Raw genomic sequence first — 16,013 nt, forward strand, 5'->3', positions numbered from 1 at the left:
GCCGACCGAAACCGAAGAGAGCACCGCCGTGACGCACCCCTTCCTCGACCTCGCTCCGCTGACCGCCGCGCACTTCGCGGCGATCGAGCGGCGGGTGGCCGGTCTGCTGGCCACCGAGCAGGACGTCGTCATCATGCAGGGCGAGGCACTGCTGCCCCTGGAGGGCTGTATCCGGGGCGGCGCCCGGCCCGGTTCGAAGGCGCTGAACGTGGTGACCGGCCCCTACGGGCAGACCTTCGGGAACTGGCTGCGCGACTGCGGGGCCGAGGTCGTGGACCTGGAGGTGCCGTTCCACACGGCGGTCACCGCGGACCAGGTCGCCGAGGCGCTGGCCGCGCACCCGGAGATCGACTTCGTCTCCCTGGTCCACGCCGAGGCGGCGACCGGTAACACCAACCCGGTCGCGGAGATCGGCGAGGTGGTGCGGGCGCACGGCGCGCTGTTCATGCTGGACGCGGTCGCCTCGGTGGGCGCCGAGCCGCTGCTGCCGGACGCCTGGGGCGTGGACCTGTGCGTGGTCGGGGCGCAGAAGGCGATGGGCGGGCCCGCCGGGGTCTCGGCGGTGTCGGTGAGCGCGCGGGCCTGGGAGCGGATCGCCGCCAACCCGCGGGCGCCGCGCCGGTCCTACCTGTCGCTCCTCGACTGGAAGGAGCGCTGGATCGACGGGGGCCGCAAGGCGCTGCTGCACGCCCCGGCCCAGCTGGAGATGCTGGCCCTGGAAGCGTGCGTGGAGCGGATCGAGGCTGAGGGCCTGGACGCGCTGATGGCCCGTCACGCGGCGGCCGCCGCGGCCACCCGGGCCGGGGCGGTGGCGCTGGGCGGCGGCCTGGCCCCGTATGTGCACGACGCGCGGGACGCGGCGCCGGTGGCGACCACGCTGCGCGCGCCCGAGGGCGTGGACGCCTCCGAGCTGGTCGCGCGGGCGCTCGCGGGCGAGCCCTCGCTGCCACTGATCGCGGGCGGGGGCGCGCTGGCCAAGGAGATGATCCGGGTCAATCACTACGGGGTGGATGCGACGCGGGGCGCGGTGCTCTCCTCGCTCGCGGCTCTGGGGTCGGCGCTGGCCGGGACCGGCCGGCAGGTCGATCTGGAGGCTGCCCGGAAGGCCGTTTCGGAAACCTGGCCCAGCGCATAAAAACACGTCTTACAAACAATGCGGGGAGCTGCTCGGATCCGAGCAGCTCCCCGCATTCTTATGCCCGCTTATCTCCAGGCTAAACGCCCCAGTTATCGAGCTGTTCCCAAAGTCCATTCCGCTTGTGTGTGGAGAGAGTTATGGCCTTGTGACCGACTCCACACAGACGGCAATTTGCCCGATAAATACCGGACAGAACATCAGAAAACGAAGGCGGCTCGCGCCGGTGCGCGCACCCGCCTGATAACACAGACGGGTGCCTCACCCAACCCCCTGCGTCGATGCAATTTAGAAATTTGCTGGGTAAATTCAAATGCCATGACCGCCGCACCAGCAGATTTTGCAAGTGCCCGAAGCGAATTCCTTACGATCGATACGCCGCGAGTGGAGGACGGAGCCGCGATCTGGCGCATCGCCCGCGACTCCGAGGTCCTGGACCTCAACTCCTCGTACAGCTACCTGCTGTGGTGTCGTGACTTCGCGGCGACCTCCGTGGTCGCCCGTGACGAGACCGGCTCCCCGGTCGCCTTCGTGACGGGGTACATCAGGCCGGACCGTCCCGAGACGCTCGTCGTCTGGCAGGTGGCCGTCGACCATGGCCACCGCGGTACGGGTCTGGCGGCGAAGCTGCTGGACGCCCTGACCGCGCGGGTCGCCGCCGAACAGGGCCTGGCCTCGGTCGAGACGACCGTCACCCCCGACAACACCGCGTCGGACCGCCTCTTCACCTCCTACGCGCGGCGCCACGACGTGGCTCTGGAGCGCGAGGTGCTCTTCGACGGCGGACTGTTCCCCGAAGGCACCCATCTGCCGGAAGTGCTGTACCGCATCGGGCCGTTCCACGCCTGAGCGCACTTCCCCCGCCGGGCCGCCGGCCCGCCGGCCCGCCGCAGCTTCCTTCAACGCCGCCCGTCACACCACCTCACGCAGGAGACCCGCTGTGACCATCACCCCGCCCGCCCTCAGTGTCTTCGAAACCCTTGAGTCCGAGGTCCGGAGCTACTGCCGCGGCTGGCCCGCCGTGTTCGACCGCGCCCAGGGCGCCCGGCTGACCGACGAGGACGGCCACTCCTACCTGGACTTCTTCGCCGGCGCGGGCTCGCTCAACTACGGCCACAACAACCCGGTGCTCAAGCGCGCGCTGATCGACTACATCGAACGCGACGGCATCACGCACGGCCTCGACATGGCGACCACCGCCAAACGCGCCTTCCTGGAGACCTTCCAGAACGTCGTGCTGCGCCCCCGCGACCTGCCGTACAAGGTGATGTTCCCCGGCCCGACGGGCACCAACGCCGTCGAGTCGGCCCTGAAGCTGGCCCGTAAGGTCAAGGGCCGCGAGTCCGTCGTCTCCTTCACCAACGCCTTCCACGGCATGTCGCTCGGCTCGCTGGCCGTGACCGGCAACGCGTTCAAGCGGGCCGGTGCCGGCATCCCGCTGGTGCACGGCACGCCGATGCCATTCGACAACTACTTCGACGGCCAGGTCCCCGACTTCCTCTGGTTCGAGCGGCTCCTGGAGGACCAGGGCTCCGGGCTCAACCACCCGGCCGCCGTGATCGTGGAGACCGTCCAGGGCGAGGGCGGCATCAACGTGGCCCGCGCCGAGTGGCTGCGCGCGCTCCAGGACCTGTGCCACCGCCGGGACATGCTGCTGATCGTCGACGACATCCAGATGGGCTGCGGCCGTACCGGCGGCTTCTTCTCCTTCGAAGAGGCCGGCATCACGCCGGACATCGTGACGCTGTCGAAGTCCATCAGCGGCTACGGACTGCCCATGTCGCTCTGCCTGTTCAAGCCGGAGCTGGACGTCTGGGAGCCGGGCGAGCACAACGGCACCTTCCGCGGCAACAACCCGGCCTTCGTCACCGCCGCCGCCGCGCTGGACGCCTACTGGGCCGACGGCCAGATGGAGAAGCAGACGCTGGCCCGCGGCGAGCAGGTCGAGCAGACGATGCTGGCCATCTGCGGCGAGCACGAGAGCGCCCGGTTCCGGGGCCGCGGTCTGGTCTGGGGCCTGGAGTTCGAGGACCCGGCGCGCGCCTCCGCGGTCTGCGCCCGCGCGTTCCAGCTGGGGCTGCTCCTGGAGACCTCCGGCCCGCAGAGCGAGGTCGTGAAGCTGCTGCCGCCGCTCACCATCACGCCCGAGGAGCTGGACGAGGGCCTGCGCACGCTGGCCCGTGCCGTCCGGGAGACCGCCTGAGGTCCGGACCGCACACCTCACCTCGCAGAGAGATCCGTAGAGAGAAAGGCATCGAACCACCGTGATCGTCCGATCGTTCGCCGACGTCGAGAACACCGACCGGCACATCAAGGCCGCCTCCGGGACCTGGGAGAGCAAGCGCATCGTGCTCGCCCAGGAGAAGGTCGGCTTCTCGCTCCACGAGACCACCATGTACGCGGGTACCGAGACGTCGATGTGGTACGCGAACCACATCGAGGCGGTCCTCTGCGTCGAGGGCGAGGCCGAGCTCACCAACGACGAGACCGGTGAGAAGCACTGGATCACGCCGGGCACCATGTACCTGCTCGACGGCCACGAGCGCCACACGATGCGGCCCAAGTCCGACTTCCGCTGCGTCTGCGTCTTCAACCCGCCGGTCACCGGACGGGAGGAGCACGACGAGAACGGTGTCTACCCACTGCTGACCGAGGAGGGCTGAACCCATGACCACCGACGTACGCACCGACCTGTACCCCTCGCGCGGCGCCGCCGAGATGACCACTCCCCGCCAGGACCCGGTCATCTGGTCCGCGCCGGGCACCCCGGGTCCCATCACCGCCAGGGAGCTCCAGGGCTACGAACACGACGGCTTCCTGACGGTCGACCAGCTGATCACCCCGGACGAGGTGGCCGGCTACCACACCGAGCTGGAACGGCTGATCGCCGACCCGGCCGTCCGCGCCGACGAGCGCTCCATCATCGAACCCACGTCGCAGTCCGTGCGGTCGGTCTTCGAGGTCCACCGGATCAGCGAGGTCTTCGGCCGGCTGGTCGCCGACGAGCGGGTGGTGGGCCGGGCCCGCCAGATCCTCGGTTCGGACGTCTACGTCCACCAGTCGCGGATCAACGTCAAGCCCGGATTCGGGGCTTCGGGGTTCTACTGGCACTCGGACTTCGAGACGTGGCACGCGGAGGACGGTCTGCCGAACATGCGGACGGTGTCCGTGTCCATCGCGCTGACCGAGAACCACGACACCAACGGCGGGCTGATGATCATGCCCGGCTCGCACAAGTCGTTCCTCGGCTGCGCGGGTGAGACGCCGAAGGACAACTACAAGAAGTCGCTCCAGATGCAGGACGCGGGCACCCCGTCCGACGAGGCGCTGACGAAGATGGCCGACCGGCACGGCATCCGGCTCTTCACCGGCAAGCCCGGTTCGGCGACCTGGTTCGACTGCAACGCCATGCACGGCTCGGGCGACAACATCACGCCGTACCCGCGCAGCAACGTGTTCATCGTGTTCAACAGCGTGGAGAACACCGCGCAGGAACCGTTCGCGGCGCCGGTCCGCCGCCCGGAGTTCATCGGGGCGCGCGACTTCACCCCGGTGAAGTAGGTCCCGGCAGGGCCTTGGGGAGGGTGGTACGGAAGACCGTGCCACCCTCCCCGGCGTATCTCGGTGGACCGGAGCGGGACCGTGCGGCGACAGTGTGGGCATGACATCCCACGTACAGCACATCACCATCGACTGCGCCGACGCCTACACCCTGGGCACCTTCTGGGCGGCCGTGCTCGGCGCCCCGCTCTCCGACGAGGACCGCCCCGGCGACCCCGAGGCCCTGCTCGAAGCGCCGGGCGCCGCCCTCCTGTTCGTCACCGTGCCGGACCGCAAGCAGACCAAGAACCGCGTCCACCTGGACATCCGGCCCGAGGACCGCACCCGGGACGAGGAGGTCGAGCGCCTGCTGGCCCTCGGCGCCACCCTGGTCGCCGACCACCGCAGGCCGAACGGACGGGGCTGGGCGACGCTGGCGGACCCGGAGGGCAACGAGTTCTGCGTGGAGTGCGGCGCCGGTGAACGGGCGGCGCTCACCGGTACGCGGCTGCCGGTCACCGCGGACGACGTGACGCGGGCGGTCCGGCTGGCGGTCGACACGCTCGCCGGCGCGGCGGAGGGCGACTGGCGCGTCCCGGCCGGGACGCTGACGTGGGACTGCTGGGAGACCGCGGAGCACCTGAGCGACGACCTGTTCGCGTACGCCGTCCAGCTCGGCCCGCGTACGCCGTCGGTGGAGACCTACCTGCCCTACCACGGCGTCCCCCGGCGCGAGGGCGGCCCGTGGAACTCGGTGTTCGCGGACCCGGACGCGGGTGTGGCGGGACTGCTCCAGACCGTGGAGGCGAGCGGCGCGCTGCTGGCCGCGATGGTCCGTACGGCTTCCCCGGCCACCCGCTCGTTCCACAGCTACGGGGTCTCCGACCCGGAGGGCTTCGCGGCGATGGGGATCGTGGAGACCCTGGTGCACGCCCACGACATCGCCTCGGCCCTGGGCGTCTCCTGGGAGCCGCCCGCCGAGCTGTGCGACCGCGCGCTGGCCCGGCTCTTCCCCGGGGCGCCTGACGACAAGGACCGGTGGACCGTGCTGCTCTGGTCCACCGGCCGCGCCGAACTGCCCGGCCGGGAGCGCGCGACGTCGTGGAGGTGGCACAGCGCCCCGCTGGACGCCTGAGAACACGCCCTAGGAGGCGAGTACGTCGAGCGCGCGGTCCACGTCCGCCTCGGTGTTGTAGAGGTGGAAGGACGCGCGCAGATTGCCGGCCCGGCCGGCGACCAGCACCCCGGCCCGCTGGAGCTCCGCTGCCCGGTCGCCGAGCCCGGGCACCGCGACGACGGCGGTGTCGGCCGCCACGGCGGTGTGCCCGAGGGCCGCGAGGCCGGAGCGGAAGCGGCCGGCCAGCGCGACGGCATGCTCGTGGAGCGCGTCGACGCCGATCTCGTGGAGCAGGGCGAGGGAGTGCTCGGCGCCGTGGTACGCGAGGTAGACGGGCGGCTCGTCGTAGCGGCGGGCGTCGGAGGCCAGCTTGGTGACCGGTCCGTACACGCTGCCCCATGGGTCCTCGGACGCGGCCATGCCCGCGTCGACCGGCCTCAGGTCCTCCTGCGCCTCCTCGGTGACGGTGAGGAAGGACGTACCGCGCGGGCAGAGCAGGTACTTGAAGCCGCCGGTGACCGTGTAGTCGTAGGCCCCGGCGTCCAGCGGCAGCCAGCCGGCGGACTGCGTGGCGTCCATCAGGGTGCGGGCGCCGTGGGCGGCCGCGGCGGCCCGGACCGCGTCCAGGTCGGCGCGCCGGCCGTCCGCCGACTGCACCGAGGAGAAGGCGACGAGCGCGGTGGAGGGGCGTACGGCTCCGGCCAGCCCGTTCAGCGGCACGTACCGCATGTCGAGGTCCCCGCGGACCGCGAAGGGGCTGACGACCGAGCTGAACTCACCCTCCGGGGCCAGCACTTCGGACCCGGGCGGCAGGGAGGCCGCGATCAGCCCGACGTGGGCGACGACCGAGCTGCCGACGGCGACCCGGCCCGGCGCGAGACCGGCGAGCCGGGCGAAGCCCTCCCGGGCCCGGTCCACCGCCTCGAAGTCGCCCGAGCCCGCGCGGCGGCCGGTGGCGCCCTCCTCGGCCAGGGCCTTCACCGCGTCGACGGTGCGGCGGGGCAGCAGCCCGCAGGTGGAGGTGTTGAGGTAGGTGGTCTCGGGCGCGAACTCGGCGGCTACGGCACGGCTGAGCGGAGAGATCGTCATGCCTTCAGCGTGAGCCCTCGCCAACCTGGGGTCAATTGACAAAATTTCACGGCAACCCCCAAGCGATGCTTATGCGTCAGGCGCCGGGGCGCGGGCCGCCGGCGACGGCCCGCGCGGCGGGGTCAGGCGTTCCGGGCTGCCGCTCCGGGGACCTCGCAGGCCCCGTCGGCGTCGCAGGCAGCCGCGTCGGCGGCGGCGGTCACCGGGCGGTCCTTCCACGCCTGTTCCAGCGCCTGGGCGAAGACCTCGGCGGGCTGGCCGCCGGAGATGCCGTAGCGCCGGTCGAACACGAAGAACGGCACCGCGTTCGCGCCCAGCTCGGACGCCACCCTCTCGTCGGCGCGCACCTCGTCGGCGTACGCCTCCGGGTCGGCGAGCACCGCGCGCGCCTCGTCGGCGTCGAGTCCCGCCTCGGCGGCCAGGTCCAGCAGGACGGCGTCGTCGAAGACGGACCGGTCCTCGGCGAAGTTGGCCCGGTAGGCGAGGGTCAGCAGCTCGTCCTGGCGTCCGCGGGCCTTGGCCAGGTGCAGCAGGCGGTGGATGTCGAAGGTGCTGCCGTGGTCGCGGCCCTCGGTGCGGTAGCCGAGTCCTTCGGCCTGGGCGTTGGCCGCGACGTTGGCCTCCATCGAGCGGGCCTCTTCGGGCGTGCGCCCGTACTTCTGCGCCAGCATGTCGATGACCTGCTCGGTGTCGCCCTTGGCCCGGCCGGGGTCGAGCTCGAAGGAGCGGTGCACCACCTCGACGTCGTCGCGGTGGGCGAAGCCCGCCAGGCCCTTCTCGAAGCGTGCCTTGCCGATGTAGCACCACGGGCAGGCGATGTCGCTCCAGATCTCGACGCGCATGACTCTTCTTCTCTCCGGACTCGTCGACGACCGCTGTGCGGCGCGGAGGCACCCTCCGCTCCCCGCCCCAACGTGTGGCGGGCCCGTGCCATTCCCGGACCCTCGGCCGATGTGCTCAGCCTCTCCCGGGCGCTTGCGTCACCGCGAGGCGCAGCACCAGATGGCCGCCGTGCCGGGGGGTTTCCGGGTCGGGGACCCAGCCGCACGCGGAGTAGAACGCCTGGGCGCGCCTGTTGGGCTCGAAGACCTCCAGGCGGGCCCGCGTCACCCCGCGCCGCTGCCAGTCGGCGACGCACGCGAGGTGCAGGGCGCTGCCGACCCCCTCGCGCCAGTGGGCCGGGGACACGTGGAGCTGGGTGAGGTACGTCCATCCGTCGCGCACGGAGTGGGCGGCGACGCCGACGAGGGCGCCGTCCTCCTCGGCGACGAGCACCGTGGCGTCCTCCCGGTCCACGGCGCGGGCCCAGCCGTCCCGGGCCCGGCCCACCTCGGCCGGGCCCGCGTACTCCTCCTCGGCGAGGTGGCCGCTGTAGTAGGTGGCCCTGGCCTCGGTGTGCAGGGTGACGATCGCGTCGAGGTCGTCCCGCTTCGCTGTACGGATCATGGTCGGAAGGACGTGCGGGCCGGGGCGCCGGTTCCGCCGCCCCGGCCCGTCAGCTGCCGTCGCGGAGGTCGGCCAGGCCCTCCGGCCGGAAGGCGATCCGGTCGAAGGCCACCTCGCAGCCCTCGCCCGTGGGCGACTGGGCGAGGAAGCCAACGGAGGCGGTGGCCGCCTGCTCCGGGGTGCCGAGGGTGAAGACGCGGACGAAAGTCCACTTCTCGCCGTCGGCCGAGGCGTGGAACGCGAAGGCGTGGCCCGTACGGCTCAGGCGCAGCCAGTGGGTGTCGCCGTCCACCACGGAGGAGTTGACGTCGTCCGAGTGGCCCCGGGTGACCACCGTGCAGACGGTCGGGCGCTCCGGGGACAGCTCCAGGCAGAGCTTGGCCCATTCCCGGTCGCCGGTGTGGAGGTAGAGCACCCCCGCGTCGAAGGCGGCGGCGAAGCCCACCTTCACCCGGGCGATGAGCTGGAAGTCGCCCGCCGGGGCGGCGCCGAGGAGCCGGGGCGCGTCACTCGCCGGCTCCAGGCTCTCGCCGCCCGGCGGGACGAAGCGGTCTTGGCGGGCGCCGGCGCGGCCGGTGAGCACGCCGTTCTCGTACGTCCAGCCGCCCTCGGGGCCGTACGGCAGGAGCGCGAAGGGGAGTTCGGGGAGGTTCACGCGGGGGTTCCGTTCACGCGGCGGGGCAGGCCCAGCGGGTTGGCGTCGCGCAGCTCCGGCGGGAGGAGCGCTTCGGGGGTGGTCTGGTAGCTGACCGGGCGCAGCCAGCGCTCGATGGCGGTGGCGCCGACCGAGGTGGAGGTGGAGGTGGTGGCCGGGTAGGGGCCGCCGTGGTGCTGGGCGGGGGCGACGGCGACGCCGGTCGGCCAGCCGTTGACGAGGACCCGCCCGGCGAGCGGGGTGAGGGCGGCGAGGAGGTCCGCGGCGGCGCCCCCGGCCTCCTCGGTGGCGATGTGGAGGGTGGCGGTGAGGTTGCCGGGGAGCCGGGTGAGGACGGCGGTGATCTCGTCCTCGGAGGCGTACCGGGCGACGACGGTGACCGGGCCGAAGCACTCCTCCAGGAGCGCGTCGTGCGGGCCCTCGGCGGTGAGTGTGCGGGCCGGGACGGTCAGGAAGCCGGCCGCGACGGTGTGCTCGCCGCCGGCGCCGGGGGTGACGGGGGCTTCGACCCCGGGGAGCGCGGTGCGCTCGGTGACCCCGGCGAGGAAGGCGTCGCGCATGCGGTGGTCGAGCAGGACGCCGGCCTCGGTGTCGCTGACGGCCTCGGTGAGCGCCTTGAGCAGGCGGTCGCCGCCCTGGCCCTCGGGGACCAGGACGAATCCGGGCTTGGTGCAGAACTGGCCCGCGCCCATGGTCATCGAACCGGCCAGGCCCGAACCGATCTCCTCGCCGCGCTCGGCGGCGGCGGCCTCGGTGACGACGACGGGGTTGAGGGAGCCCAGCTCGCCGTGGAAGGGGATGGGGGCGGGGCGGGCGGCGGCCGCGTCGAACAGGGCGCGCCCGCCGCGCACCGAGCCGGTGAAGCCGGCGGCGGCGACGAGCGGGTGGCGGACGAGGGCGACGCCGGCGTCGAAGCCGTGGACGAGGGTGACGACGTCTTCGGGCAAACCGGTGCGCGCGGCGGCCCGGCGCAGGATCGAGGCGCACAGCTCGGAGGTCGCCGGGTGGTCCGGGTGGGCCTTGACGACGACGGGGCAGCCGGCCGCGAGGGCGCTGGCGGTGTCGCCGCCGGGGACGGAGAAGGCCAGCGGGAAGTTGCTGGCGGCGTAGACCGCGACGACGCCGAGCGGGATCTTGTAGCGGCGCAGGTCGGGCCAGGGCGGGGTGCGGGTGGCGTCCGCGTGGTCGATGTGGATGTCGAGGTAGGCGCCCTCGTCGACGACCTCCGCGAAGGCCCGCAACTGGGCTGCGGTGCGCGCGAGTTCGCCGGTCAGCCGGGCCGGGCCGAGGGCCGTCTCGGCGTCGGCGGCCTCGATGACGTGCTCCCCGGCCTCGGTGAGCAGTTCGGCGGCCGTGCGCAGGAACGCGGCGCGCGTGGTGCGGTCGGCGAGGGAGTCGCGTACCGCGTGAGCGGCGCGGACCGCGCGGTCGACCTCCTCCGCTGTGGCCTCCACCGCAACCTGCTCGCGCGGGTTCCCGGTGCGGGGGTCGACGCTCCAGACTGGTGTTGCTGCCACCGTGTTTCCTTCCGCTCCACTGCCGCACATCAGAAGTCGTCCGGTATAAGCTGTTCGGTATTCTGAACAGCGTTCCTGAACGTGAATGTGAAGCGACTCTATTTCCGGGCGTTCGGTGTTGGCAAGAAGTCGCAGGGTTTCGTCGGCGGGGTGAAAGGGGCACAGGGCGATGTCGGTTCCCGAGTCGGGTGGGGCACAGGTCAAGTCCGCGGTACGGACGGTCGAACTGCTGGAGTACTTCGCGGGGCGGCCCGGCATGCACTCGCTCGCCGCGGTCCAGGAGGCCGTCGGCTACCCGAAGTCCAGCCTCTACATGCTGCTGCGCACCCTGGTCGAGCTGGGCTGGGTGGAGACCGACGCGACGGGCACGCGCTACGGGATCGGCGTACGGGCCCTGCTGGTCGGCACCTCGTACATCGACGGCGACGAGGTCGTCGCCGCGGCCCGTCCCACGCTCGACCGGCTCTCCGACGACACCACGGAGACCATCCACCTGGCCCGGCTCGACGGCACCAACGTGGTCTACCTCGCCACCCGCCAGTCCCAGCACTATCTGCGCCCCTTCACCCGCGTCGGCCGCCGGCTGCCCGCCCACTCCACCTCGCTCGGCAAGGCGCTGCTGGCCACCTACAGCGACGAGCAGGTCCGCAAGATGCTGCCCGAGACGCTGCCCGCGCTCACCGAGCACACCCTGACCGACCGCGAGAAGCTCATCGAGGAGCTGCACCAGATCCGCGAGCAGGGGTACGCGGTGGACCGCGAGGAGAACACGCTGGGGCTGCGCTGCTTCGGTGTCGCCGTCCCGTACCGCACCCCGGCCCGGGACGCCATCAGCTGCTCGGTGCCGGTCGCCCGGCTCACGCCCGCGCACGAGCAGATGGTCAAGGACGCGCTGTTCGATGCGCGGGACCGGCTGACGCTCGCCACCCGCAGGCTCTGACACCCCGGTCCGCCTCCCCCGTGCGGCGGAGGCGGATCGTCGCCGGGCAGGACGTGCGCGGGCGCGCCGCCCGGCAGCGTGGGGGCCATGACATCCGCCTCCGCCCGCGCCGGGCTTCGCACCGTCGCCGTGGTCTCCTGCCTCCCGTACATCACACTCAAGATCGCGTGGCTGGCGGGCAGCCGGACCGGAATCCCGGACGGCAGCGTGCTGCTGGACCACCGCGCCCTGATGGCCGTCGCCAACGGCGGTTCCGTGCTGATGGACGGCGCGGTGGTCGCCCTGGCCCTCCTGCTCACCCGGCCGTGGGGGCTGCGGGTGCCGGCCTGGCTGCTCGCGCTGCCGATGTGGACGGCGACCGGGCTGCTGCTTCCGATCATGACCGGCTATCCGGCGCAGTTGCTGGTCCGGGCGCTGGGCGGGGGCACCGGCGGTGCGGAGGCCGCGGCCGGCCGGCCGTTCCTGCGCGAGTGGGTGTTCGGCGTCGTCTACGGCGGCTTCATCCTCCAGGGGCTGTCCCTCGGCGCCCTGTTCGTGCTGTACGCCCGCGACCGCTGGGGCCACCTCTGGCGGGGCACGCTGGGCGAGCTGCCCGCGAGCCCGACCGCGCCCGCGCTGCGGGCGGCCGCCGTCGCCGCGTCGCTCCTCGCCCTGGCGCCCGGCACCGCGCATCTGCTCTGGGCGGCGGGCTCGACGGCCGGTCTCACCCCGGACCGGGCGGCCGGGCGGGACAGCGGTTTCCACGTGCTGGAGGCGGTGTACGTGCTGTGGATCGCGGCCACCGTGGCCGGGGTGCTGCTGCTCGCCTTCCGCCGGTCCGCGCTGCCGCTGCGGGTGCCGCTCGCACTGGCCTGGGGTGGGTCGGGGGCGACGGCCTGCTGGGGCGGCTGGCTCTGCCTGGCCGCGCTGGGCCCGGCCGGGGAGGGCGCGGAAAGGGCCACGCCCGGCATGGTGCTCACCTACGCTGTGCAGATGCTGGTCGGGACGCTGGTGGTGACCCTCGGCGCGTACTTCTTCGCGGAGCGCGCGGCCGGGACCCGGGGCGCCCCGGCATGACCCCGCTGACAGTCCGGCTGGTGGGCCGGCGCGCCCGGCTGCGCTGGCTGCATCTGATCATCGGCGGTGCCCTGCTGATGCCGTACTTCCTGGTCGGCACGGTGGTCGTCGGGCTGTACGCACCCGGCACCAACGCCTTCACCTCGCTCTCCGCCCAGTTCTCCGCCTTCGGTTACGCGCTGCCGATGGCCGCCGTCACCGCGCTGCTGCCCACCGCCCGGCCCCTCTCGGCGGCCACCGCCCGCGCCCTGTGCGGTCCGGCCCCGGACCGGCCGCTCGCGGACGGGCCCGCCGCCTCCCGGCAGGCGCGGGTGCGCTCGGCCGCCTGGTTCACGCTGCACGTGGGGCTCGGCGGGATCATCAGCGGGATGACCCTGGCGCTCGTCCCGTTCGCGGTCTGCGTGATGGCGCTGCCGTTCGTCCCGGCCCTTCGCGAGTCCGCCGCCCTGGACGCTCCTCCGGCCCTGGACCACACCTGGGTCCTGGCCGTCGCGCCCCCGGCCGGGGCGGCCATGCTCGTCGCGCTGGCGGGGTGCGCGGCGGCGGCCGGGGCGCTGCTCGCGAACCGGGCGCCGGTGCTGCTCGGCCCGACCCCGGACGACCGGCTCGCCGCCGCCGAGCGCCGGGCTGCCGAGCTGGCCGTGCGCAACCGGCTCGCCCGCGAACTGCACGACTCGGTCGGCCACGCGCTGAGCGCCGTCACCCTCCAGGCGGGGGCCGCCCGCCGGGTCCTGGACAGCGATCCCGAGTTCGCCCGGCAGGCGCTCACCGCGATCGAGGAGACCACGCGGCGCACGGTCGGCGAACTCGACGCGGTGCTCGGCCTGTTGCGGCAGGACGGTGACGGGTCCGGCACGCTCGCGGGCCCCGGCCTCGACGCGCTCGGCGGGCTGCTCGCCCGGTGCGGGGTGCCCGTGCGCTACGAGGCCGACGGCGACCCGGGCGCGGTGTCCGGACCCGTCTCGGCCGAGGCGTACCGGATCGTCCAGGAGGGTCTGAGCAACGCGCTGCGGCACGGCGTCCCCGGTACGCCGGTCCGGCTGCGGGTCGGCGTCGGCCGCCGCGAGCTGACGCTCGTCCTGGACAGCGCGCTCCCGCCCGGCCCCCCGGCAGCCCGGCCCGGCGGCGGACGCGGCCTGACCGGTGTCGCGGAACGCGCCCTGCTGCTCGGCGGCGCCACCGAGGCGGGGCCCCGCGACGACGGCGTGTGGCGGCTGGCCGCCCGCCTCCCCCTGCACACCCGCGCGAAGGAGCCACGATGAGCACGCCGGTCCGGATCGTCCTCGCCGACGACGAACGCATGGTGCGCACCGCGCTGCGGGCCATCCTGGACGCCGAGGACGGCCTGGAGGTCGTCGGGGAGGCGGCCACGGGGGCCGAGGCGGTCTCCGTGGTGCGGGCGCTGCGGCCCGACGTGGTGCTGATGGATGTGCGGATGCCCGAGACGGACGGCATCCGGGCCACCGAGCAGATCCTCGCCGGTCCGGACCCGGCCCCCCGCGTCGTGGTCGTCACCACCTTCGAGCACGACGCCTACGTGTACGAGGCGCTGCGCGCCGGGGCGGCGGGTTTCCTGCTGAAGCGGGCGGCGGCCGAGGAGCTGGTGCAGGCGGTCCGCCTGGTGGCGTGCGGCGACTCGCTGCTCTTCCCGGCCGCCGTGCGGCACCTCGCCGCCGCGTACGGGACGCCCGCACCGGCCCCCGCCCCGCCCTGGGCCGCGCGGCTCACCGAACGGGAGGCGCAGGTGCTGCGGCTGATCGCGGCGGGGTTGACGAACGCGGAGATCGCGGACCGGCTGGCGGTGGGCGCGGCGACGGCCAAGACGCATGTGGCGGCGGTCCTCGCGAAGACCGGGGCCCGGGATCGTACCCAGGCGGTCATCACGGCGTACGAGTCGGGGTTCATCACGCCGGGCTGAGCCCGTACGGCCGCGCACGCCGTCGTCACCGTATGAGGAAGCGGTGAGAAACGGCACAACCGGGAACGCCCCGCCGGACGCCGCTCGTCCCTCATGCGGGATGAACAAGACGATAAGGCGCGCCTCGGTCTTCTGCCTGCTGCTGGTCCTCGCCCTCCTCGGGCGGGCGACCTGGGTGCAGGCGTACCAGGCCAAGGCGCTCGCAGACGACGACCACAACCGGCGGAAGATCATCGCGCAGTACGCGCAGCCGCTGGGCGACATCATCGTGGGCGGTTCGCCGGTCACGGGCTCGAAGCGGACGGAGGGCAGCGATCTCGCGTACAAGCGCACCTACAAGCAGGGCGACCTCTATTCGTCCGTGACCGGCTACAGCTCGCAGGCGTACGGTTCGACGCAGCTCGAAGGGATCTACAGCCATGTGCTGGACGGCACGGACGACCGGCTGAAGAGTCCGCTGGGCGCGATCACCGGGAAGCGGTCCGCGCCCGGTGACGTGGTGACGACGATCGACCCCGACGTCCAGAGGGCGGCGAGCGACGCGCTCGGCGACGACAAGGGCGCGGCCGTGGCGATCGACCCGAGGAGCGGCCAGATCCTGGGCATGGTCTCCTCCCCGTCGTACGACCCGTCGGACATCAGCGGCACGAACGACGGCGACACCTGGAAGAAGCTGCTGAGCGACCCGGACAAGCCGCTCGTCAACCGCGCCATGCGGCAGCCGCTCGCACCCGGCTCGACGTTCAAGCTGGTCGTGGCGTCGGCGGCGCTGGAGAACGGGCTGTACGACTCCGTGGACGAGCCGACGAAGAGCCCCGTCCCGTACACCCTGCCGGGCACCAGCACCCCGCTGCGGAACGAGAGCGCCTCCGCCCCCTGCGAGAACGCCTCGCTGCGCGTCGCCCTCCAGTACTCGTGCAACAACGTCTTCGGCAAGGTCGCCGCCGACCTGGGCCAGGAGAAGGTGCGGGCCATGGCGGAGAAGTTCGGCTTCAACGAGGAGAAGCTGGACGTGCCGGTGCGGGCGTCCGAGAGCGTGTACCCGACGGACATGGACAAGGCGCAGACGGCGCTGTCGGGCATCGGTCAGTTCGAGGTGACCGCGACCCCGCTCCAGATGGCGATGGTCTCCGCCGCGCTCGCCAACGGCGGTGAGCTGGCCGCCCCGCACATGGTGTCGAAGGTGACCGACGGGGACGGCGGCACGCTGGAGGACTTCGCGGACGGCGACACGAAGCGGATCGTCTCCGAGGACACCGCGAAGCAGCTGCGGAGCGCCATGGTGACCGTGGTGGAGAAGGGCACCGGCACCAACGCCCGGATCGCCGGGGCCGAGGTCGGCGGCAAGACGGGCACCGCGGAGAACGGCGTGGACAACAGCAACACCCCGTACGCCTGGTTCACCTCGTACGCGAAGTCCGGCGGCCAGGAGGTCGCGGTCGCGGTGATCGTGGAGGACTCCGGTTCGACCGCGTCGGAGGTCAGCGGCAACGGGCTCGCGGCGCCGGTCGCCAGGAAGATGATGGAGGCTGCGCTGCGGCGGTAGACCCGCCCCCTGTCGAAGCGCTTGCGATACGCTCTCGCCCCGGCGGGGGCGTAT

General features: G+C 72.9%; 16 protein-coding genes. 11 read left to right on the forward strand and 5 right to left on the reverse strand.

All coding sequences use genetic code 11. The features are described from left to right. Positions 1–28: 28 nt before the first annotated feature. The 6 genes from ACN6LM_RS11410 to ACN6LM_RS11435 all read left to right on the forward strand — a co-directional run bounded on the left by ACN6LM_RS11410 (position 29) and on the right by ACN6LM_RS11435 (position 5,810). Positions 29–1,135, forward strand: a complete 1,107-nt coding sequence (locus tag ACN6LM_RS11410; RefSeq protein WP_445065208.1) for a pyridoxal-phosphate-dependent aminotransferase family protein — start codon at positions 29–31, stop codon at positions 1,133–1,135. 384 nt (positions 1,136–1,519) lie between these two features. After that, the gene (ectA, locus tag ACN6LM_RS11415) at positions 1,520–1,984 is read left to right on the forward strand and encodes a diaminobutyrate acetyltransferase (protein WP_445065209.1); all 465 of its coding nucleotides are present in this window, start codon (positions 1,520–1,522) and stop codon (positions 1,982–1,984) included. A gap of 91 nt (positions 1,985–2,075) precedes the next feature. Next, on the forward strand, positions 2,076–3,338 hold the full coding sequence (ectB, locus tag ACN6LM_RS11420; protein ID WP_445065210.1) for a diaminobutyrate--2-oxoglutarate transaminase: 1,263 nt from the start codon (positions 2,076–2,078) through the stop codon (positions 3,336–3,338). Between the two features lie 61 nt (positions 3,339–3,399). Then, a complete protein-coding gene (locus ACN6LM_RS11425; RefSeq protein ID WP_164404377.1) occupies positions 3,400–3,798 on the forward strand; it encodes an ectoine synthase in 399 nt (132 codons plus the stop codon). 4 nt (positions 3,799–3,802) lie between these two features. Continuing rightward, entirely contained in the window at positions 3,803–4,696 is an 894-nt protein-coding gene (thpD, locus tag ACN6LM_RS11430) for an ectoine hydroxylase (RefSeq protein WP_445065211.1), read from the forward strand. A 100-nt stretch (positions 4,697–4,796) separates the two neighbouring features. Further along, complete coding sequence (locus tag ACN6LM_RS11435) at positions 4,797–5,810, forward strand: VOC family protein (RefSeq protein ID WP_445065212.1); 1,014 nt, start codon at positions 4,797–4,799, stop codon at positions 5,808–5,810. A gap of 9 nt (positions 5,811–5,819) precedes the next feature. Here the strand turns inward: ACN6LM_RS11435 and ACN6LM_RS11440 are convergent, their stop codons facing one another. From ACN6LM_RS11440 to ACN6LM_RS11460, 5 genes are all read right to left on the reverse strand, one after another. Beyond that, positions 5,820–6,881 (reverse strand): aminotransferase class V-fold PLP-dependent enzyme, encoded by a 1,062-nt coding sequence (locus ACN6LM_RS11440; protein WP_445065213.1) that lies wholly within the window; start codon positions 6,879–6,881, stop codon positions 5,820–5,822. 122 nt (positions 6,882–7,003) lie between these two features. Continuing rightward, positions 7,004–7,723, reverse strand: coding sequence for a DsbA family oxidoreductase (locus tag ACN6LM_RS11445; protein ID WP_445065214.1), 720 nt, complete (start codon positions 7,721–7,723; stop codon positions 7,004–7,006). 115 nt (positions 7,724–7,838) lie between these two features. Further along, the gene (locus ACN6LM_RS11450; RefSeq protein WP_445065215.1) at positions 7,839–8,480 is read right to left on the reverse strand and encodes a GNAT family N-acetyltransferase; all 642 of its coding nucleotides are present in this window, start codon (positions 8,478–8,480) and stop codon (positions 7,839–7,841) included. Next, positions 8,377–8,982 carry a DUF1349 domain-containing protein gene (locus tag ACN6LM_RS11455; RefSeq protein WP_445065216.1) on the reverse strand — a complete coding sequence of 202 codons (606 nt, stop codon included), beginning with the start codon at positions 8,980–8,982 and terminating at the stop codon, positions 8,377–8,379. Before ACN6LM_RS11455 ends, ACN6LM_RS11450 begins: the two co-directional genes overlap by 104 nt. Continuing rightward, positions 8,979–10,499, reverse strand: a complete 1,521-nt coding sequence (locus ACN6LM_RS11460) for an aldehyde dehydrogenase (NADP(+)) (protein ID WP_445065217.1) — start codon at positions 10,497–10,499, stop codon at positions 8,979–8,981. Before ACN6LM_RS11460 ends, ACN6LM_RS11455 begins: the two co-directional genes overlap by 4 nt. 169 nt (positions 10,500–10,668) lie before the next feature. Here ACN6LM_RS11460 and ACN6LM_RS11465 point away from each other — a divergent pair, with 169 nt between their 5' ends. The 5 genes from ACN6LM_RS11465 to ACN6LM_RS11485 all read left to right on the forward strand — a co-directional run bounded on the left by ACN6LM_RS11465 (position 10,669) and on the right by ACN6LM_RS11485 (position 15,959). Then, the gene (locus tag ACN6LM_RS11465; RefSeq protein ID WP_018104665.1) at positions 10,669–11,439 is read left to right on the forward strand and encodes an IclR family transcriptional regulator; all 771 of its coding nucleotides are present in this window, start codon (positions 10,669–10,671) and stop codon (positions 11,437–11,439) included. Between the two features lie 87 nt (positions 11,440–11,526). Then, complete coding sequence (locus ACN6LM_RS11470) at positions 11,527–12,495, forward strand: hypothetical protein (RefSeq protein ID WP_445065218.1); 969 nt, start codon at positions 11,527–11,529, stop codon at positions 12,493–12,495. Next, positions 12,492–13,757, forward strand: a complete 1,266-nt coding sequence (locus tag ACN6LM_RS11475) for a sensor histidine kinase (protein WP_445065219.1) — start codon at positions 12,492–12,494, stop codon at positions 13,755–13,757. The genes ACN6LM_RS11470 and ACN6LM_RS11475 overlap by 4 nt, the downstream gene beginning before the upstream one ends. Beyond that, on the forward strand, positions 13,754–14,413 hold the full coding sequence (locus ACN6LM_RS11480; protein ID WP_445065220.1) for a response regulator: 660 nt from the start codon (positions 13,754–13,756) through the stop codon (positions 14,411–14,413). Before ACN6LM_RS11475 ends, ACN6LM_RS11480 begins: the two co-directional genes overlap by 4 nt. A gap of 100 nt (positions 14,414–14,513) precedes the next feature. Continuing rightward, entirely contained in the window at positions 14,514–15,959 is a 1,446-nt protein-coding gene (locus ACN6LM_RS11485; RefSeq protein ID WP_445065221.1) for a peptidoglycan D,D-transpeptidase FtsI family protein, read from the forward strand. Positions 15,960–16,013: the final 54 nt, after the last annotated feature.

It is taken from the genome of Streptomyces sp. SAS_281 (assembly GCF_052542855.1).